We start from the raw sequence: 19,201 nt of genomic DNA on the forward strand, positions 1-19,201 counted from the left end.
CCTGTCCCCGCAACCAATGGTCCCGTGGTGTAGCGGTTAACATGCCTGCCTGTCACGCAGGAGATCGCCGGTTCGATCCCGGTCGGGACCGCCATATTTTTGAACGTAATGCGAAACAGTGGTTTCGTTTTTTGTTTTTTTAGGGTGTCTTATGCTGCTTGGGTAAACTCATTTAGTACATTCGAGAAGTTTCTTGAATTAATTTGATGAGATTGGGATATACTATTAAGGTAAGAGAAGAAAACAGAATCATTTTTACTATCGCGGGGTGGAGCAACGAGCGTTACTTCCATGAATCCTCAGCGAGTTGTACCAATCGAGCTGCTTCTTGAATAGCTTACTGAGATTGGGACAGTCCTTGCTATCTAAGCAAGAGAAGAAAACAGAATCATTTTTACTGTCGCGGGGTGGAGCAGTCCGGTAGCTCGTCGGGCTCATAACCCGAAGGTCGCAGGTTCAAATCCTGTCCCCGCAACCAATTTTTTATAAAAGTGTGCGAAACGATATGTTTCGTTTTTTTTATGCCTTTTTATAGATATACGAGTATTTCTTTTAGTAAGACGAGTAAAAGGGTTCGAATGACGAATAAGTTATAGTAAATCACGAGTATTTTAAGAGAAAGACGAGAATATAGCCTCTTATCGCGAATAAATTTATTCATAATGAGTTTTAGCCCCAAACCTACCCTCTAAGATCAACAAACCACCAACACCATTTTGTACTTTTACCCAAAATAAGCTAAACTAGTAGTAGTTCAGAGATGAGAACGTAGATTTTCTTAGTATGAGTTAGGCTCGTCAACTGGCGAGATTTCTTTTTAAATGTTTGTTTGGAGTTGAAGTCGTTTGACGATATACGATGAGTTTGCGTTTATAGATAAAATAAAGCCGAACAAAATACATAATCAACAACTCATTGCTGGTATTGGTGATGATGCAGCCTTAGTTGGTTTGCCTCAGGATAGGGATCAGATTATTTGTTTGGATACAATGGTAGAAGATGTCCATTTTACAACCAAAACAATGTCTCCTAATCAGATTGGTCATAAGGCGCTGGCTGTTAATATAAGTGATATTGCAGCAATGGGGGGAATACCGGCATATTATTTAGTGTCAATTGCTATTCCGAAGACTTGGTCACAGGTAGATGTAGAAGCTATTTATGAGGGAATGCATAAGTTGAGTGAAGCCTATCAGGTCGATTTAATAGGTGGAGATACAGTATTCTCTCCAGGTCCTTTAATGGTAAGTGTCACCCTGATAGGTTATATTGAAAAAGGGAAGAAACTGTTAAGAAGTAATGCGAGACCTGGGGATGTTGTATTTATAACAGGAACCGTTGGAGATTCTGCTGCAGGCTTAGACTTACTATTAAAGCATGGAAGTAACTATTCCTATAACAACAGTGAAACCTATTTAACTGAAAGACATCAGCTCCCATCTCCAAGAGTGGAGATTGGGTGTCATTTAGCAATATTAGATCGTGTATCATTGAATGATATTAGTGACGGTGTTGCTAGTGAAGCAAATGAGATAGCTAAGGCTAGTAATGTAGATATTCATTTAGATGAACAAAAGCTTCCGCTTAGCAATCAACTACTACACTATAGTCAAGAAAGAGCCATGGAATATGCATTATTCGGTGGGGAAGACTTTGAATTAATTGGTACAACTTCAGCAACAGATTGGGAGGTATTTCAGCAACAGATGGTAGAACAGAATATACTGGTTACTAAAGTTGGTAGCGTTGTTGAAGGAAAAGGCGAAGTATACCTCTCGACAAAGGGCACACTAACGCTTCTTGAAAAAAGAGGATATAATCATTTTAAATAAAGCTAAATTACATAGGGTGAATATGATGAATCAATTTACGTTTAAAACAGATACACCTGAACAAACCTTGGAGTTTGCAGAGAAACTTGGGAGCCTTTTGCAGCCCAAGGACTTGATTACGCTCGAAGGTGATTTAGGAGCAGGAAAGACAACGTTTACTAAGGGATTAGCCAAAGGTTTAGGGATTACAAGAACGGTTAGTAGTCCAACCTTTACGATCATTAAAGAATATAAGGGACGCTTACCTCTTTATCATATGGATGTGTATCGTGTAGAAGATAGCTTTGAAGATCTTGGTTTTGATGAATACTTTGAAGGTGACGGTGTCACTGTCGTCGAATGGGCTAAATTAATTGAAGAGCAGTTACCTAAAGACCGTTTAGAAATTAAGTTATTTCATGAAGGTGATTTAAATCGTAGAATCGAACTAGAACCAATTGGTAAGAGGTATATTGATGTATGTGAGGAGATTTTTTCAAAATGAAAGTATTAGCAATTGATACGTCTAACTATGTGATGGGAATTGCAATTGTGGATGGGGCCGATGTTGTAGGAGAAGTGATTACAAACTTAAAGAAGAATCATTCAATAAGAGTAATGCCAGCCATTCATCAGTTGCTTCAAGAGTGTGATATTAAGCCTAGTGAAGTAGAAAAGATTGTTGTTGCACATGGTCCAGGGTCTTATACTGGAGTTAGAATTGGTGTTACGATAGCTAAAACCTTGGCATGGGCTTTAAAAATACCGTTAGTTGGTGTATCGAGCCTTGAGGTTCTAGCAGCAAATGGTCAATATTTTCAGGGAAGTCTATCACCAATTTTTGATGCTAGAAGAGGTCAAGTGTATACTGGTCTTTATGCATATGAGGAAGGTCAGTTTGTTAGTAAAAAAAATGATCGGATTGTTTTACTAAAGGACTGGTTGAAGGAATTGAAAGAGGAAAATCAGAAAGTTTTATTTTTGGGGAATGACTTAGCGATTCATAAGACAACGATTCAGGAAGAATTAGAAGACTTAGCTATATTTGCAAGCTCGAGCCTGAATAATCCTCGTCCAAGTGAATTGGCACTTTTAGGTGTAACAAGGGAAGAACAGGATGTTCATTCTTTTGTTCCTAACTATATTCGAATGGTAGAAGCAGAAACAAACTGGTTAGCATCACAAAATAAATAGAAGATTAAAGCAAGATGGAGATCAAAATGGAAACAACAATTAACTTTCGTCCAATGACGATTTACGATATAGATCAAATTCTTGTAATTGAGCATCTAGCATTTGCAACTCCTTGGAGTCGAGAGGCCTTTTATAATGAATTAATGAACAATCAATTTGCTAAGTATATTGTTATGTTAGATAAAGGAAGAGTCATTGGGTATTGTGGTATGTGGATTGTCGTCGATGAAGCTCATATAACCAATGTGGCTGTTCTTCCACAATATAGAGGTAAAAAGCTTGGGGAGGCTTTGATGCAAAAAGCAATGGACCTTTCAAAGCAGTATGGAGCACTGTCAATGACGTTAGAGGTACGTGTATCAAATGTCGTAGCACAGTCTTTATATAAAAAGTTAGGGTTTCAACCTGGTGGTATTAGAAAGAATTATTATACTGATAATAATGAAGATGCAATAGTAATGTGGGTGAATTTATGACAACTGATAACCAAATTATATTAGGTATAGAGACAAGCTGTGATGAAACAGCAGTTGCAGTAATAAAAAATGGAAAAGAAATCGTAGCAAATGTAGTTGCATCTCAGATTGAAAGTCATAAAAGGTTTGGTGGGGTTGTTCCTGAGATTGCTTCTAGACATCATGTAGAACAAATGACTATCGTGCTTGAAGAAGCGATGAATCAGGCGAACATAGATTTCTCGGATATTGATGCGATTGCTGTAACAGAAGGGCCTGGCCTAGTTGGAGCATTGCTAGTTGGGGTAAATGCAGCAAAAGCAATTGCGTTTGCGCACAATATACCATTAATAGGAGTACACCATATCGCAGGGCATATCTATGCAAATCGATTGATTCAAGAACTTCAATTTCCTTTACTATCATTAGTGGTGTCTGGAGGACATACAGAGCTCGTCTATATGAAGGAGCATGGATCCTTCAAAGTCATCGGTGAAACACGAGACGATGCAGCAGGAGAAGCTTATGATAAGGTTGCTCGAACTCTAAATCTACCTTATCCAGGTGGGCCACATATCGACCGACTTGCTGGGGAAGGGAATCCTACTATTGATCTTCCGCGAGCTTGGCTAGAAGAGGGGTCCTATGATTTTAGCTTTAGTGGTTTAAAATCAAGCGTTATTAATACTCTACATAATGCAGAGCAACGTGGAGAGACCATTGATTCCAAGGACTTAGCTGCAAGTTTTCAGGCAAGTGTTATTGATGTTTTAGTTACAAAAACAGTCAAAGCTGCAAAAGAATACGATGTTAAACAAGTATTACTTGCTGGTGGAGTTGCAGCTAATAAAGGCTTACGTCAGAGCTTGGAAAAAGCTTTTGTAGAATTAAATGGGATAGAACTTATTATCCCACCGCTTTCACTCTGTACCGATAACGCAGCTATGATAGCAGCGGCAGGTAGCATTCTCTATGATAAAGGAATACGCTCGGATTATGCCTTAAATGCAAATCCTGGACTAGATTTAGAGATACATGGGTAAAAAAAAGCATGGATTGTAGAAATCCATGCTTTTTTTGTTTATACACAGGGTTATCAACAGTTTTGTGCATAACTTTCCGAATCCCAGTCAAATCAAATCATTTATAATGGATAAAAAATGTGGATAACTTATGATTTTATTGTGGACAATGTGGATAAGTACGTTGATAACCTTATTTTAAAGGCTAGTAATGTGAATAATATTGTGGAAAATAAAAATCAGTGGAGGTTATCCACTGATTTCGTGTAATGTTTCCCATTCAGCCATTAACAATTCTAGTTTAGAGTTTGCTTTTGCCGTTTCCTCGTTTAAAGCTTGTACTCTTTCATGGTCTTGATAAACCTCAGGATCACATAGTAACTGATCATTTTCTTCAATTTTACTTTCAAGTTCCGATATTTCAACTTCAATTTCTTCAATTCTTCTTTTCCGTTGGCGCTCTAGCTTTTTAGCTTCTTTTTCTTGTTCATAGGAGAGCTTGTCTGTCTTCTCTTCTACTTTTTTCTGCTGTGGAACCTGTTTCTTCTCGAGGGCTTCTAATTCAACCATCTCAGCTTTTTTTTCCACATAATAGTCATAATCACCAAGGTATTCAGTAAGTGAAATTGTGGATAACTCAAATATTTTAGTTGCAATTCGATTGATAAAATAACGGTCATGTGAAACAAATAGAATTGTACCCGGATAGTCTACTAGGGCGTTTTCTAATACTTCCTTGCTATCTAAATCTAAGTGGTTAGTAGGCTCGTCGAGTATTAAGAAATTAGCTTTCTGCATCATCAGCTTAGCTAGTGCAAGACGTGCTTTTTCACCACCACTTAAAGTGGATACAGTTTTTAACACATCATCTCCTGAAAATAGGAAATTTCCTAGCACAGTTCGAATATCTTTTTCATTTTTTAGAGGGTACTCATCCCAAAGCTCGTTGAGGACACGCTTATTTGAAGTCAGGTTCGCCTGTTCTTGGTCATAATACCCAATTGAAACATTTGAGCCAAATTGAAAATGGCCATCAACAGGTGTTAGTTTTTTTATAATTGCTTTCAATAATGTTGATTTTCCAATTCCATTTGGACCGACTAACGCTATACTGTCACTGCGACTAATTGAAAATGATATATTCTTAATCGTAGGCTTTGAGCCTGGATAAGCAATGGATAGATTTGCTCCTTTTAAGACATCGTTCCCACTCTGTCTTTCAATATCAAATAGAAAGGAAGCTGATTTTTCATCTCCGAGAGGTGAAGACATCATATCCATTCTTTCAAGTTGTTTTCTCCGGCTCTGTGCTCTTTTTGTTGTGGATGCACGAGCAAGGTTTTTTTGAATAAAATCTTTTAGTTTTGCAACTTCATCTTGCTGCTTTTCATATCGCTTAAGCTCAAGCTCGTAGTTTTCAGCCTTTTGTTTTAAGTAATGACTATAGTTGCCAGTAAACTTTGTTGAGGTCGTTCTAGAGATTTCATATACCTGATTAACAACCTTATCCAGGAAATAGCGATCATGGGATACGATGAGAATTGCTCCTTGATAACCTTGCAGATATTGTTCAAGCCATGTTAACGTAGCAATATCTAAGTGGTTCGTCGGCTCGTCCAATATTAATAAGTCAGGTTTCGTTAATAATAGTTTACATAAGGCTAAGCGCGTCTTTTGCCCACCACTTAAAGATGAAATAGACGTATTGTAATCAAAATCTGAGAAATTAAATCCATGTAAAATGGATCTAATATCAGATTCATATTGGTAGCCACCTTGCTCTTTAAAGTTTATTTGCAATTGGTCATATTCAGCCAATAATCGTTGATAACTAGCTTCATTTTGGATGATATCGGGATCACCCATTTTCTGTTCAAGTTCTCTTAGGTCAGCTTCTAGTTTTTTCAATGGTGCAAAGACAGTCAACATCTCATTCCAAATTGACAGACTTGATTCGAGACCTGTATCTTGTGCTAAGTAGTTGATTGAGAGGTTTTTTGGCTTAATGATTTCTCCACCATCATGGGACATTTGCCCGGAAATAATTTTTAGTAGTGTAGATTTACCCGCACCATTTCTTCCTACAAGGGCAATTCTATCTCTTGATTGTACTTCTAGTTTTATATTAGATAAAATAAGATCAGCACCAAAGTATTTTTTTAGCTGATTTACTTGTAATAAAATCATGTTTATTCACCTCTTAGTATAAGCTAAGTGTATCTTATCAGAGCTTGAGAGGGCAACTTATTATACAGCATTAGAGTAATACTAAAAATACCCATATCACAATTGTGTCAAAACTTTGAACAAACTCTTTCCTTTAACGATATGGATTTTATTAGGATGCAACTAAGAAAGTGAAATAAATCACAGAACTTCATAAGACAGACGAGGTAAAATAGTGTATAGTCTACTATGGGAGGAGATTTATATGTCGTCTTTCACTCATTTTAATGATCAAGGTCGTGCCAAAATGGTAGACATTACAGATAAAACGAGTACCATTCGGACTGCAATTGCAAAGTCGAGTGTTCAAGTAAATAAAGAGATATACGAAAAGATAACCCAAAATGCAATTAAAAAGGGTGATGTGCTAGCTGTTGCTCAAGTAGCAGGAATTATGGCTGCCAAAAAAACCTCTGATATTATTCCAATGTGTCACCCACTTGCATTAAAAGGGGTAGATATTTCATTTAATTGGAAGAATGAAGAAGAAGAATATCATCTGCTTATACGTGTTGAAGTTAAGACAAAGGGAAGTACGGGTGTTGAGATGGAAGCTCTAACTGCTGCATCTGCAACAGCCTTAACTGTATATGACATGTGTAAAGCAGTCGATAAAGGGATGATCATCGGTCCTACTTTCTTAATAGAAAAAACAGGTGGTAAAAACGGAGACTTTAAAAGAGATGAAAGCCTTTTAGATGGTTTGAATGTGGGGGATGAAAGTTGAATATAGATCAATCAAAAATACCACAAGCAACTGCTAAAAGATTACCGTTATACTATAGATTTTTAAAGAACCTACATGCCTCAGGAAAGTTAAGAGTTTCCTCTGCAGAACTGAGTGAGGCAGTAAAAGTGGATTCAGCAACAATTCGCCGAGACTTTTCCTATTTTGGAGCGTTGGGAAAAAAAGGATATGGATACAATGTGAATTATCTGTTATCCTTTTTCAGAAAAACGTTAGATCAAGATGAATTAACTGCAGTAACGTTAATTGGAGTAGGTAATTTAGGAACTGCATTTTTGCACTATAACTTCTCTAAAAACAATAATACTAAAATAGAATTGGCTTTTGATGTAGATCAATCAAAAATCGGAACAGAAGTTGGTGGCGTATCAGTCTATCATTTAGATGAACTAGAGGAACGTTTACCTGAAAATGTAACGGTTGCTATATTAACTGTACCTGTTGGGTCAGCTCAACCGATCACAGACCGCTTAATACAAAAAGGGATAAAGGGAATATTGAACTTTACCCCAGCTCGAATAAATGTTCCGGAGCACATTAGGGTACATCATATTGATTTAGCAGTAGAATTACAGTCACTCGTATACTTCTTAAAACATTATCCAAGTGAATAAATAAGAATCCCTTTAAAGGAGGTGAAGGATATGCCGAATATTGGAATTGGAAGCCTTCTACTAATCGTGTTTGTAGCACTATTAATTTTTGGACCTAGAAAATTACCTGAGCTTGGAAAAGCAGCGGGTAATACACTTCGTGAATTTAAGAACGCAACAAAAGGTTTAGCTGATGATGAAGACGAGGACAAAAAGAAAAATGAAGAACTAAAATAACTTTTGATTTAAAATGCTTTAGTTGTGGTTAGGATGATTCATTATGACAGAAAAAGAAATGTCCGTATATGACCATATAGGTGAGCTTCGAAAACGACTGATATATATAGTCGTTTTCTTTTTCCTGGCTATGGTTGGTGGCTTTTTCTTAGCAGAACCGATAATTGTATATTTACAACATGCGGACGAAGCTAAGGAATTAACGATGAACTCGTTTCGCCCTGCGGACCCAATTAAAATATATATGCAATTTGCTTTTATTATAGCATTTGTAATCACTTCACCCATTATCTTATATCAATTATGGGCTTTCATTAGTCCAGGACTTTACGAAAAAGAACGCAAAGTAACCTTGAGTTATATTCCCATTTCTGTATTTCTGTTTCTAGTGGGTATTTCCTTTTCTTACTTTATTCTTTTCCCGTTCGTTTTTGACTTTATGGGAAGACTTGCTGATCGGTTAGACATAAATCAAGTGATCGGAATTAATGAGTACTTTCAGTTTCTTTTTCAACTAACTCTTCCATTTGGGCTACTTTTCCAAATGCCAGTAGTTATTATGTTTTTAACAAGGCTTGGAATTGTAACTCCAATGTTTTTGGTGAAAGTACGAAAGTATGCGTACTTTGTCCTCTTAGTCATTGGAGCGTTTATAACTCCACCTGAACTGTTGTCACATATGATGGTAACTCTTCCGTTGTTTGGACTATATGAAATCAGTATTCTTGTATCTAAAGGTGCATATCGGAAAGCGAAGAAAGCAGAAATGCTCTATCAAAATGAACAAAAATAAACCTCCCGATTTGGGAGGTTTATTTATTTTTAAGCTGTTTGATTTTATTATTTAAGGAAAACATTCGAATGGCTACTCCAAAGTCAAAAGTAGCTACAGCGATCAGTAGAATGGTTCCAAAATTCCAGATTGTATCTTCAACACTTTCTACGGCTAAATAAGTGAATAGTAATCCCATTAGTGTATACATAATTCCCATGAAAAAGGGTGATGTTCGACGCATTGTAAGTCCTCCAGTGAAGTTCCGTTAACCTATAATAAGAAAGATATGAAAGATTGCATTTTCTCTGCTTCTTTCATAATCCTTTCAATATCCTCTGCAAAAATAGTTTGCACGACTACGACAAGTGTATTCATGGCTACATGAGCGAATATAGGTACAAGCAAACGCCCTGTCTTTACGTAAAGAAATGCAAAGGTAAAGCCCATAGCTGAATATAATAACAAGTGCTCTGGTTCCATATGAACAAGTGCAAAGATAACTGAACTTAGGAAAGCAGAGATCCAGAAATTGAATTTTCGATAAAATGATCCAAAAATAATTTTTCTAAAAATAATCTCCTCAAGAATAGGTCCGATAATAGATGTAACGATAATCAGTAAAGGTGTAGTCTTTATCAGTTGGATAATTTGTTGAGTGTTCTCTGAGCCAGGTTCAATACCAAGAAGGTTTATTTCAATACTAGCAGCGATACCTTGAGCAAACATGGCTAAAAATACCCCACCAACAGCCCATCCTACTGCACTCGCCCCTGAAGAACGCTGATCAGCTAAATGTCTGTCTTTTATATCTTGTCGTAATATATATAAAATCATTAGTAAAGCTGCAAAGAAGCTAATAATTAGCCAGTATGTAGATGCGAGAGTGAAGGCTGTATCATAATCTTCTCCACCGAACCCAAAGTATAATAATATCGGAATTCCAATAATTCCAGAAAGTTGCATTACTATATAAGTCAAAATGACATACCAATAACGTTTCTCCAAATGTAAGGTCTCCTTTTTAGTTACTATGAATTAAAAATACAATAGTATTTTACCATATAATACTCTGCTTCTCTTACTATTATGATTTTAGACTTAGTAGATAAAGTAGAAAAAGGAAAAATAGATAAATTTTTAACATTTCTAGTTTAGAATTCCGTTGGTGTGACATAATCTAGAAGGGTGTGGAAAATTTTGCTGGGTATTAAAATTTTTTTGCTTAAATACTTGCAAAAAAAATAGAGATTATTTAATATAATAATTGTGTTAGCACTCAAGGTTAGTGAGTGCTAATAAAAAACCAAACTAAAAATTATAAGATTATTTGAGGAGGTTGTTTCACTTGTTAAAGCCATTAGGTGATCGTGTTGTAATTGAACTTGTACAATCTGAAGAAAAAACAGCAAGTGGTATTGTGTTACCAGATTCCGCTAAGGAAAAGCCGCAAGAAGGCAAGGTTATTGCTGTTGGAACAGGTCGTGTATTAGAAAATGGTGAGCGCGTGGCTCTTGAGGTTTCTGTAGACGATCGCATTATCTTCTCAAAATATGCTGGTACTGAAGTAAAATACGAAGGTGCTGAATACTTAATTTTACGTGAAAGTGATATCTTAGCTATTCTTGGCTAATCGAATTCATACTTAATAAAAATACTTACAATAACTTGAGGAGGGTACATACAAATGGCTAAAGAAATTAAATTTAGTGAAGACGCTCGTCGCTCTATGCTTCGTGGTGTAGATGCGTTAGCTAACGCTGTTAAAGTAACATTAGGACCAAAAGGACGTAACGTGGTTCTTGAGAAAAAATATGGTTCTCCACTTATCACTAATGACGGAGTAACAATCGCAAAAGAAATCGAGTTAGAAGATGCATTCGAAAACATGGGTGCTAAATTAGTAGCTGAAGTTGCTAGTAAAACAAATGAAATTGCTGGTGACGGTACAACAACTGCTACAGTTCTTGCTCAAGCGATGATCCGCGAAGGCCTTAAAAACGTAACTGCTGGTGCTAACCCAATGGGTATCCGTAAAGGGATTGAAAAAGCAACTGCTGTTGCTGTTCAAGAATTACAAGCAATTTCTAAACCAATTGAAGGTAAAGAATCTATTGCACAAGTAGCAGCTATTTCTTCTGCTGACGAAGAAGTAGGTCAATTAATTGCTGAAGCTATGGAGCGCGTTGGTAACGATGGAGTTATCACAATTGAAGAATCTAAAGGATTCTCAACTGAGCTTGAAGTAGTAGAAGGTATGCAATTTGACCGTGGATATGCTTCTCCATACATGGTAACTGATTCTGATAAAATGGAAGCTGTTTTAGACAATCCATATATCTTAATCACTGACAAGAAGATTGCTAGCATTCAAGAAATCTTACCAGTTCTTGAGCAAGTTGTTCAACAAGGTAAGCCACTATTATTAGTAGCTGAAGATGTTGAAGGTGAAGCTCTTGCAACTCTAGTAGTGAACAAACTTCGTGGAACATTCAATGCAGTTGCTGTAAAAGCTCCTGGATTTGGTGACCGTCGTAAAGCAATGCTAGAAGATATCGCTACTTTAACTGGTGCTGAAGTTATTACTGAAGATTTAGGTTTAGACCTTAAATCTGCTAACATTACTCAATTAGGTCGCGCATCTAAAATCGTAGTAACAAAAGAAAATACAACAATCGTTGAAGGTGCAGGAGACTCTGCTAAAATCGCAGCTCGTGTTAACCAAATTCGTGTTCAATTAGAAGAAACTACTTCTGAATTTGACAAAGAAAAATTACAAGAGCGTCTTGCTAAATTAGCAGGTGGTGTTGCTGTAATTAAAGTTGGTGCTGCAACTGAAACTGAATTAAAAGAGCGCAAACTTCGTATTGAAGATGCTCTAAACTCTACTCGTGCTGCAGTTGAAGAAGGTATCGTTTCTGGTGGTGGTACTGCATTAGTGAACGTATATAACAAAGTTTCTGCAATCACTGCTGAAGGTGACGAGCAAACGGGTATCAATATCGTTCTACGTGCACTTGAAGAGCCTGTACGTCAAATCGCACACAATGCTGGTCTTGAAGGATCTGTAGTTGTTGAGCGTCTAAAACATGAAGAAATCGGTGTTGGTTTCAACGCTGCAACTGGTAAATGGGTAAACATGATCGAAGCGGGTATCGTTGACCCAACTAAAGTTACTCGTTCAGCACTTCAAAACGCTGCATCTGTTTCAGCTATGTTCTTAACAACTGAAGCAGTAGTAGCTGATCTTCCAGAAGAAAAAGGTTCTGCAATGATGCCTGACATGGGCGGCATGGGTGGAATGGGCGGCATGATGTAATCTGCCCCTTGAACCCTTAATAGATAAGGATTCTAAAGTGATTTGCTAACAAAATGCTAACATAATTTAAATTAAAAAGAGGCTTTTCATTAGTTGTAAAAACTTTTGAGAGTCCTCTTTTTTTGCTTTTGGTATAACATAGTAATTGAGGACAAAAGTCTTAAGATAATTGACAAGTGACATGTGTCTCTTAATAATATAAGTTGCTAAGAAAAAAATTGTAGATGAAAGGAATCATCTAATTACATTAATCATTTCGATAGCTTTTGCTTTCTATATGGCAAAGCTGTTCTTTTTAGTATAAAGTTATATAGGATTTAGAAAGTGATTAAAGGAGTTTATATGCAAATGAAGACATTACAACAAGAACTAACAATCGTTCGCTATCAAACTAATGATAAAGTATATTATGGAGTTGTTGAGGGTGAAGAAATTCTACAATTGTCTAGCAATTTCACAGAAATCTTGAACAACGAGCTAAACTATGATGGTGTAAAGGTTAAATACAGTGAAGTGAAGATTTTAGAGCCAGTATCTCCCTCAAAGATTGTTAATTTTGGTTGGACATATGCAGGACACGCAAAAGAAACTGGTGGCACAGCTAACCTTGCTGAACCGTTTCTGTTTTTAAAGCCAGCTTCTTCGCTCATCCCAGATCAAGGTGAAATCGTACTTCCTCCTACTAATTTAACAAATCAGGTAGAACTGGAAGGAGAAGTAGCGCTTATTATTGGAAAAAGGGGTAAAAATATAAAAGAAGAAGAGGCATTAGATTATGTTTTTGGTTGTACCATTTTTAATGATGTTACGGCAAGAGACCTAACTAAATCTGATCCCCAGTTTACAAGAGGCAAAGGCTTTGATACGTTTGGTCCATTAGGCCCTCATATAGTGACTGGTATAGATCCAACCAACCTAAGAATCGTTACAACTCTAAACGGTGAAGTAGTCCAAGATGGAAATACGAATGAGATGTCACTTTCAATTCCTTTTCTTATCAGTTGGATTTCCCAGGTGATGACACTTGAGCCAGGAGATGTTCTTGCTACTGGTTCACCTTCAGGGAGTTGTCCAATGAAATCTGGAGATAGTGTAGTAGTTGAAGTAGAGAAGATTGGAAAGCTTCGCAATTATGTAGTATAGATAGAATTAGTATCTAGAAAGTTAAAAATAAAGTTGCTATGTGAAAGCAATTTATGATAATTTATATTATATTAAAATGTATATGCTAAAAACGATGAAAAGGAAAGTAATTTTTGCTGAAATCCATAGCGAGTTAGGGATAGTGAGAGCCTAGCGAGGGAAGCATAAATGAAGAACACCTTTGAGTTCTAACCGAACGGGTTGCCTAGTAGGCTTAGACGTTGCCCTACGTTAAAAGGCAGAGCAATTAGTTGCTTAAAGTTGGCCATTTTTATGGCAATTTGGGTGGTACCGCGGAATCCTGTCTTTCGTCCCTTTTATAGGGGTTGGAAGGCTTTTTTTATTGCATAAATAAATTACTTAATTGGAGGTAAGGGTTAGTTATGATCAAAGCAGAAATTAAAGAACTTTTTAGAAACCAGGAAAAATTTATCGATCAAAAGGTACAGATTTCCGGTTGGATTCGAACACTTCGTGATTCTAAATCAATTGGGTTCATGGAAATTAACGATGGTACCTTTTTCAAGAGTGTACAAGTTGTTTTTGAGGATGAGCTTGAAAATTTTAAGGATGTAACAAGATTATCAATTAGTTCATCAGTTACGATCGAAGGTCAATTTATTTTAACACCTGAAATGAAACAACCTTTTGAGATTAAGGCAGAAAAAATCATCATTGAAGGCCAATCAACGTCTGACTTTCCACTTCAAAAGAAGAGGCATACGTTAGAATATTTAAGAACAATTGCTCATTTGCGTCCAAGAGCAAATACGTTTGCAGCCGTTTTTAGAGTAAGATCATTAGCATCGTATGCCCTACATAAATTCTTCCAAGATAAAGGGTTCGTACACGTACATACACCAATTATTACTGGAAGTGATACAGAGGGTGCAGGTGAAATGTTTAGAGTTACCTCTCTTGACTTTGATAACCTACCTAAGACAGATGAAGGAAAAGTTGATTTAAACCAAGATTTCTTCGGTAAAGAAACCAACTTAACAGTTAGTGGACAACTAAACGCAGAGGCATTTGCTCTGGCTTTCCGCAACGTTTATACGTTTGGACCAACGTTTAGAGCGGAAAACTCTAACACAGCACGTCATGCAGCTGAATTTTGGATGGTTGAACCAGAGGTAGCATTTGCTGAACTAGCTGATATTATGGAGTTAGGTGAAGAAATGGTCAAGTATGTCATCGGTTATGTACTTGAAGAAGCAAAAGAAGAAATGGAGTTTTTCAATTCCTTTATTGATAAAACATTACTTGAAAGAATGGAACAAGTTGTTTCAGCAGACTTCGGCAGAGTTACTTATACGGAGGCAGTTGAGTTATTGAAAAATTCTGGGGAGAAGTTTGATTACCCAGTTGAATGGGGTATTGATTTACAAACTGAACATGAGCGTTACCTATGTGAGCAGATCTACAAACGCCCAGTATACGTTACTGACTACCCTAAAGAGATCAAAGCTTTCTATATGAGAGCAAATGATGATGGCAAAACGGTAGCAGCTACAGATTTATTAGTGCCTGGAATTGGAGAACTAATTGGTGGAAGTCAGCGTGAGGAAAGAGAAGATGTTCTTGCCGAGAGAATAACAGAATTGGGAATGTCAGTAGAAGATTACTGGTGGTACCTAGAGTTAAGAAGATTTGGTGGAACAAAACATTCCGGTTATGGAATTGGATTTGAACGTCTATTGATGTTCATAACAGGAATGAAAAATATTCGTGACGTTATTCCGTTCCCACGTACAACTGGAAGCGCAGAATTTTAAATCACATTCAAAAAGGTCTTTCCTCATAGGTAATGAGAGAAAGACCTTTGAAGCTAAGGGTGAAGAAGATATCTTCATCCTTTTTTATCGTCAACAAGCGCTTCTGGAATCATTGTAAATCCTTCAATAATCGTATCCTCTTCGACCTCTAGCATTAGATAGAGTTTGCCATTGAACTGAATTTGTTTTACATAGCGTAAATCCTGAGGGCTAATCGAGATATTAGCGATCTTTGTATTAATTTTTATCGACTTTGAATTGTATTTTGGTAAGATGTTACTTGCTTTTATCTCGTATTTATCATCATCAATTATCTTCTGGAAGGCAGTTTCAACCTTTTCTATATTTATATCTTCAATACCACTCATCTTTAAGACACGCTCTACATCTTTTGTGTCTAATTTTGGTTGTTCATCCTCTTCATTTTCAACGATCATGCGATTGATCTCTTCATACACATTGGAAAGAGTAGATGTACTTAATTGGTCACCTGTAACGTCTTTAATAATTTCTTCAAAGACTACTTTATCGTCTTGTGCAGTCATTGTTTCTTCGCCATTTAACACTTCCTCAATAAATCGATGATCAGGCTCATGTACTTTTCCGGAAGAATAAAGTACATGATTTATATCTGCTGCATTGTCTTTAAAACAAGGAAATAGAAAACCAGCAATTGGAGCATTAAGGTTAATGATTGGATCCACCACAAAGTTGTATTTGAACTCTCTACCTACATAATCAAAAAGTAGTTCTTTTTTTGGTTCTTGCGTATTATTTATACTGCACAATATAAAAGGATGAGAGTAGACCATATCTCGTTCACTTTCCTCAGTTTCCTCATTCCGTCGCTTCGTTGGTTTTCTGTATTCTCCACGAATGAATGTGATAACTATATCATTTTCATACTGTCGGCTTAAAAGGATCTTGCTAACAATTTCAAGCATATATTCTTTCCATTCATCTACTTCACTGCTAAGTAGCCCTTGGTGCAGAATAAGTTGGCTATTATTTTCGGCATTTCTTCTGAACTTAAGTTCAAACAGCTTTTCGTCTAAATTACCACCGAGCATTTTTTTGAAGTTATTTAAAAACAACTCTTGTTGATCTTGATCAAGCATTTCAAACGGTTGATTCTGATGATGATATATTTCACTTGATTCCTTCATAATATAGACATTAAAAATACTGGAGATTTTAAGTAAATCATTATCTTTTTTAAATTGTTTTCGAATATTTGCTATATCTTTTTTGTTCATGCGTACCTACAGCTCCTAAATTGCCCTGATTTGTTAATTAAAAGGTGGCTAGGCTTAACACCCTTGAGTTTGAGCATCATTTATTTTAACATACATTTTTGTATATACTTATGTAAAGTTACTATTTACAGGGGGGCAAATCATGAACGAGAAAGAGGTTATTCATTCCTTTTTTAATCATAGAATTGGTATTCTGGCTACCATGCACCAAAAAGAAACAGTGATGTTGCCCTTATTAGAAGACCAACTTGGGATAAATATAAAGGTTCCAATCGATTTTAATACAGATCAGTTTGGTACTTTTACTCGAGATATTGAAAGAATGGGTGACCAAGTAGAGGCAGCTAAACATAAAGCTGAGTATGCAATGAGCTTGACAGGAGAGACAATTGCGATTTCAAGTGAGGGTATTTTTGGCCCACACCCATTTCTACCATGGGTTCCATATAATCGTGAAATTGTATTTTTAATAGATAGAGTAAATGAGTTTGAGATCTTCGGAGAAGCTAGTACAACAGATACTAATTATAGGCAAATGAAAATAGAGAAGATTCAAGATGCCCAGGAGTTTTGTGAGTCAGTTGGGTTTCCTGAACATGCGGTAATCGTGAGAAGTAAGGATGAAATCATAAAAGGAATAAACACGCATGAACAGTTGGAGGAAGCAATTAACTATTTTTTGAAGAAAAGTAATGATGAATTATATATTGAAACAGATATGCGAGCGCTATATAACCCAACAAGAATGAAAAACATTAAGTTGGCCACTGAGAACTTGATAAGTAAGATTTATTCTCTCTGTTCCAAGTGCTCGTTTCCAGGTTTTGAGGTAGTAGAAAGAAAAGCAGGACTTATATGTAGTGGGTGTGGTTTAAAAACCAATCTAATCAAATCAGAGATTTATAAGTGTAAGAAGTGTGGAGAACAGGAAGAAAGATTATATCCAAATGGAAGGCAGTTTGCGGACCCGGCACATTGTCCTATTTGTAACCCGTAGTAGATGTAAAAAAGAATTTGAAGATAGAGTTATTAGAAAATAGTAATTAGAAATGATAACATGTTAACTATAGTAGAAATGGTTTTTACAACATAGAAATGAAAGGTGATTATACATATGACAAAAGAGAGAGCAATAACAATAGCAAGAGGAGATGGTATTGGTCCTGAAATTATGGATGCTACTCTAAAAATCTTAGAGCACGCTGGAGCGAAAATACAACCAGAGTTCATAGATATAGGAGAAAAAATCTATCTTTCAGGAAATTCATCAGGTATCCCGGATGAGGCTTGGGATTCACTTAGACGTACTAAAGTATTCTTTAAAGGACCTATTACAACACCCCAAGGTGGCGGGTATAAAAGTTTAAATGTAACCATTCGCAAAACATTAGGTTTATATGCAAACGTTAGACCAAACGTGTCTTATGCACCATTTGTCGAAACAAAGCATCCGAATATGGATCTTGTCATAATCCGTGAAAATGAAGAGGATTTATACGCAGGAATTGAGCATCAGCAAACCCCTGAAGTTGTTCAATGTCTAAAATTAATTACACGTCCGGGTTCAGAAAAGATTGTTCGTTATGCGTTCGAATACGCTAAAAAGAATAATCGTAAAAAAGTAACATGCTTTACGAAAGATAACATTATGAAATTAACTGATGGTTTATTCCATAAAGTATTCAGAGAAGTTGCTGAGGAATATCCAGAAATTGAAACAGAGCATTGGATTATCGATATTGGCATGGCTAAGATCGCAGATACACCACAGGACTTTGATGTAATCGTTATGCCAAACCTTTATGGGGATATCGCATCTGATGTAGCTGCTCAAATTACAGGAAGTGTTGGATTAGCTGGTTCAGCAAACATCGGAGACCAAGTTGCGATGTTTGAAGCAATCCATGGAAGTGCACCAGATATTGCAGGAAAGGGTATTGCAAATCCTTCTGGTCTTATAAATGGTGCCATTATGATGCTAGTACATATTGGTCAACCTGAAGTGGCAACTCGTATTCATAACGCATGGTTAAAAACATTAGAAGACGGCATACATACAGGAGATATCGCTAAAGGTGCAAGCTCAGTTGGAACAATGGCGTTTGCTGAAGCAGTTATTGAAAGGCTTGGCCAAAAGCCTTCAACCTACACACCGGTAGAATATAAACAGGTTGAGCAAACGGAAGACACAGCCTTCCATCTTAGTCCTGCCGTAAAGGATCGACCTAAACAAGATGTTGTTCGTGAATTAGATGGAGTCGATGTGTTTCTATTTAACAACGAACTTACACCGGATGAAATCGGTCAAAAACTAGAAGAGCTAGCGGGTCCAGAATTCAAATTAGCCGTTATAACGAATCGTGGAGTTAAGGTATATCCACAAGGATTCCCAGAAACATTCACAACAGACCACTGGCGTTGCCGGTTCGAATGTATGGAAAACCAAGGTGGAAACTCCAACAAAGAAATTATTGAACTTTTAAACAGAATTCACCAAGCTGACTTAGAGACGATTAAAACAGAGAACCTTTATAAATTTAATGGTGAAAGAGGATATTCCTTAGGTCAAGGTCAATAGTAACAAAAATCTCTTTCGCTAAAGATAATGAAGATACGCCAGGTAATGATATCCATTTACCTGGCTTTTTTA

General features: G+C 36.6%; 19 protein-coding genes, 2 tRNA genes and 1 other annotated feature. Of the genes, 17 read left to right on the forward strand and 4 right to left on the reverse strand.

Annotation, left to right across the window (positions count from 1 at the left end; translation table 11 throughout):
- The first annotated feature begins 18 nt into the window (after nucleotides 1-18).
- From J2Z26_RS21565 to tsaD, 7 genes are all read left to right on the forward strand, one after another.
- A tRNA-Asp gene (locus tag J2Z26_RS21565) sits at nucleotides 19-94 on the forward strand.
- A gap of 307 nt (nucleotides 95-401) precedes the next feature.
- Nucleotides 402-478, forward strand: a tRNA-Met gene (locus tag J2Z26_RS21570).
- Nucleotides 479-845: 367 nt separating this feature from the next.
- Nucleotides 846-1,832 (forward strand): thiamine-phosphate kinase, encoded by a 987-nt coding sequence (gene thiL, locus J2Z26_RS21575; RefSeq protein WP_193534062.1) that lies wholly within the window; start codon nucleotides 846-848, stop codon nucleotides 1,830-1,832.
- A gap of 25 nt (nucleotides 1,833-1,857) precedes the next feature.
- The gene (gene tsaE, locus J2Z26_RS21580) at nucleotides 1,858-2,316 is read left to right on the forward strand and encodes a tRNA (adenosine(37)-N6)-threonylcarbamoyltransferase complex ATPase subunit type 1 TsaE (protein ID WP_193534063.1); all 459 of its coding nucleotides are present in this window, start codon (nucleotides 1,858-1,860) and stop codon (nucleotides 2,314-2,316) included.
- On the forward strand, nucleotides 2,313-3,005 hold the full coding sequence (gene tsaB, locus J2Z26_RS21585) for a tRNA (adenosine(37)-N6)-threonylcarbamoyltransferase complex dimerization subunit type 1 TsaB (protein ID WP_193534064.1): 693 nt from the start codon (nucleotides 2,313-2,315) through the stop codon (nucleotides 3,003-3,005). The genes tsaE and tsaB overlap by 4 nt, the downstream gene beginning before the upstream one ends.
- Before the next feature lie 26 nt (nucleotides 3,006-3,031).
- Nucleotides 3,032-3,481, forward strand: a complete 450-nt coding sequence (rimI, locus tag J2Z26_RS21590; RefSeq protein ID WP_193534065.1) for a ribosomal protein S18-alanine N-acetyltransferase — start codon at nucleotides 3,032-3,034, stop codon at nucleotides 3,479-3,481.
- Nucleotides 3,478-4,503, forward strand: coding sequence for a tRNA (adenosine(37)-N6)-threonylcarbamoyltransferase complex transferase subunit TsaD (tsaD, locus tag J2Z26_RS21595; RefSeq protein ID WP_193534066.1), 1,026 nt, complete (start codon nucleotides 3,478-3,480; stop codon nucleotides 4,501-4,503). The genes rimI and tsaD overlap by 4 nt, the downstream gene beginning before the upstream one ends.
- 228 nt (nucleotides 4,504-4,731) lie before the next feature.
- Here tsaD and J2Z26_RS21600 read toward each other — a convergent pair whose 3' ends face one another.
- Nucleotides 4,732-6,669, reverse strand: a complete 1,938-nt coding sequence (locus J2Z26_RS21600; protein ID WP_193534067.1) for an ABC-F family ATP-binding cassette domain-containing protein — start codon at nucleotides 6,667-6,669, stop codon at nucleotides 4,732-4,734.
- A gap of 244 nt (nucleotides 6,670-6,913) precedes the next feature.
- Here J2Z26_RS21600 and moaC point away from each other — a divergent pair, with 244 nt between their 5' ends.
- The 4 genes from moaC to tatC are packed head-to-tail and all read left to right on the forward strand — an operon-like array spanning nucleotide 6,914 to nucleotide 9,079.
- On the forward strand, nucleotides 6,914-7,435 hold the full coding sequence (gene moaC, locus J2Z26_RS21605; protein WP_193534068.1) for a cyclic pyranopterin monophosphate synthase MoaC: 522 nt from the start codon (nucleotides 6,914-6,916) through the stop codon (nucleotides 7,433-7,435).
- The gene (locus J2Z26_RS21610; RefSeq protein ID WP_193534069.1) at nucleotides 7,432-8,070 is read left to right on the forward strand and encodes a redox-sensing transcriptional repressor Rex; all 639 of its coding nucleotides are present in this window, start codon (nucleotides 7,432-7,434) and stop codon (nucleotides 8,068-8,070) included. Before moaC ends, J2Z26_RS21610 begins: the two co-directional genes overlap by 4 nt.
- A 30-nt stretch (nucleotides 8,071-8,100) precedes the next feature.
- Nucleotides 8,101-8,286, forward strand: a complete 186-nt coding sequence (locus J2Z26_RS21615) for a twin-arginine translocase TatA/TatE family subunit (RefSeq protein WP_193471065.1) — start codon at nucleotides 8,101-8,103, stop codon at nucleotides 8,284-8,286.
- A 43-nt stretch (nucleotides 8,287-8,329) separates the two neighbouring features.
- Complete coding sequence (tatC, locus tag J2Z26_RS21620; RefSeq protein WP_193534070.1) at nucleotides 8,330-9,079, forward strand: twin-arginine translocase subunit TatC; 750 nt, start codon at nucleotides 8,330-8,332, stop codon at nucleotides 9,077-9,079.
- A 19-nt stretch (nucleotides 9,080-9,098) separates the two neighbouring features.
- Here tatC and J2Z26_RS21625 read toward each other — a convergent pair whose 3' ends face one another.
- Entirely contained in the window at nucleotides 9,099-9,302 is a 204-nt protein-coding gene (locus J2Z26_RS21625; RefSeq protein WP_193534071.1) for a YdiK family protein, read from the reverse strand.
- A 29-nt stretch (nucleotides 9,303-9,331) separates the two neighbouring features.
- The gene (locus tag J2Z26_RS21630) at nucleotides 9,332-10,066 is read right to left on the reverse strand and encodes a CPBP family intramembrane glutamic endopeptidase (RefSeq protein ID WP_193534072.1); all 735 of its coding nucleotides are present in this window, start codon (nucleotides 10,064-10,066) and stop codon (nucleotides 9,332-9,334) included.
- A gap of 340 nt (nucleotides 10,067-10,406) precedes the next feature.
- Between J2Z26_RS21630 and groES the strand changes: the two genes are divergently transcribed.
- The 4 genes from groES to asnS all read left to right on the forward strand — a co-directional run bounded on the left by groES (nucleotide 10,407) and on the right by asnS (nucleotide 15,295).
- Nucleotides 10,407-10,691 (forward strand): co-chaperone GroES, encoded by a 285-nt coding sequence (gene groES / locus J2Z26_RS21635; protein ID WP_193534073.1) that lies wholly within the window; start codon nucleotides 10,407-10,409, stop codon nucleotides 10,689-10,691.
- A 54-nt stretch (nucleotides 10,692-10,745) separates the two neighbouring features.
- Complete coding sequence (gene groL / locus J2Z26_RS21640; protein ID WP_193534074.1) at nucleotides 10,746-12,377, forward strand: chaperonin GroEL; 1,632 nt, start codon at nucleotides 10,746-10,748, stop codon at nucleotides 12,375-12,377.
- A 348-nt stretch (nucleotides 12,378-12,725) separates the two neighbouring features.
- Nucleotides 12,726-13,520: a fumarylacetoacetate hydrolase family protein gene (locus tag J2Z26_RS21645; protein WP_227413555.1), complete on the forward strand. Its 795-nt coding sequence runs from the start codon at nucleotides 12,726-12,728 to the stop codon at nucleotides 13,518-13,520.
- An 85-nt stretch (nucleotides 13,521-13,605) separates the two neighbouring features.
- Nucleotides 13,606-13,839: a binding site (T-box leader), on the forward strand.
- 64 nt (nucleotides 13,840-13,903) lie between these two features.
- Nucleotides 13,904-15,295, forward strand: coding sequence for an asparagine--tRNA ligase (gene asnS / locus J2Z26_RS21650; protein ID WP_193534076.1), 1,392 nt, complete (start codon nucleotides 13,904-13,906; stop codon nucleotides 15,293-15,295).
- A 74-nt stretch (nucleotides 15,296-15,369) separates the two neighbouring features.
- Here the strand turns inward: asnS and J2Z26_RS21655 are convergent, their stop codons facing one another.
- Nucleotides 15,370-16,551 carry a DUF4317 domain-containing protein gene (locus J2Z26_RS21655; protein WP_193534077.1) on the reverse strand — a complete coding sequence of 394 codons (1,182 nt, stop codon included), beginning with the start codon at nucleotides 16,549-16,551 and terminating at the stop codon, nucleotides 15,370-15,372.
- Nucleotides 16,552-16,693: 142 nt separating this feature from the next.
- Here J2Z26_RS21655 and J2Z26_RS21660 point away from each other — a divergent pair, with 142 nt between their 5' ends.
- Both J2Z26_RS21660 and J2Z26_RS21665 read left to right on the forward strand, forming a co-directional pair.
- Entirely contained in the window at nucleotides 16,694-17,548 is an 855-nt protein-coding gene (locus J2Z26_RS21660; RefSeq protein ID WP_193534078.1) for a DUF6671 family protein, read from the forward strand.
- Nucleotides 17,549-17,665: 117 nt separating this feature from the next.
- The gene (locus J2Z26_RS21665) at nucleotides 17,666-19,129 is read left to right on the forward strand and encodes an NADP-dependent isocitrate dehydrogenase (protein ID WP_193534079.1); all 1,464 of its coding nucleotides are present in this window, start codon (nucleotides 17,666-17,668) and stop codon (nucleotides 19,127-19,129) included.
- The last annotated feature ends 72 nt before the right edge of the window (nucleotides 19,130-19,201 follow it).

It is taken from the genome of Cytobacillus luteolus (assembly GCF_017873715.1).
Lineage (GTDB): Bacteria > Bacillota > Bacilli > Bacillales > Bacillaceae_L > Bacillus_BV > Bacillus_BV luteola.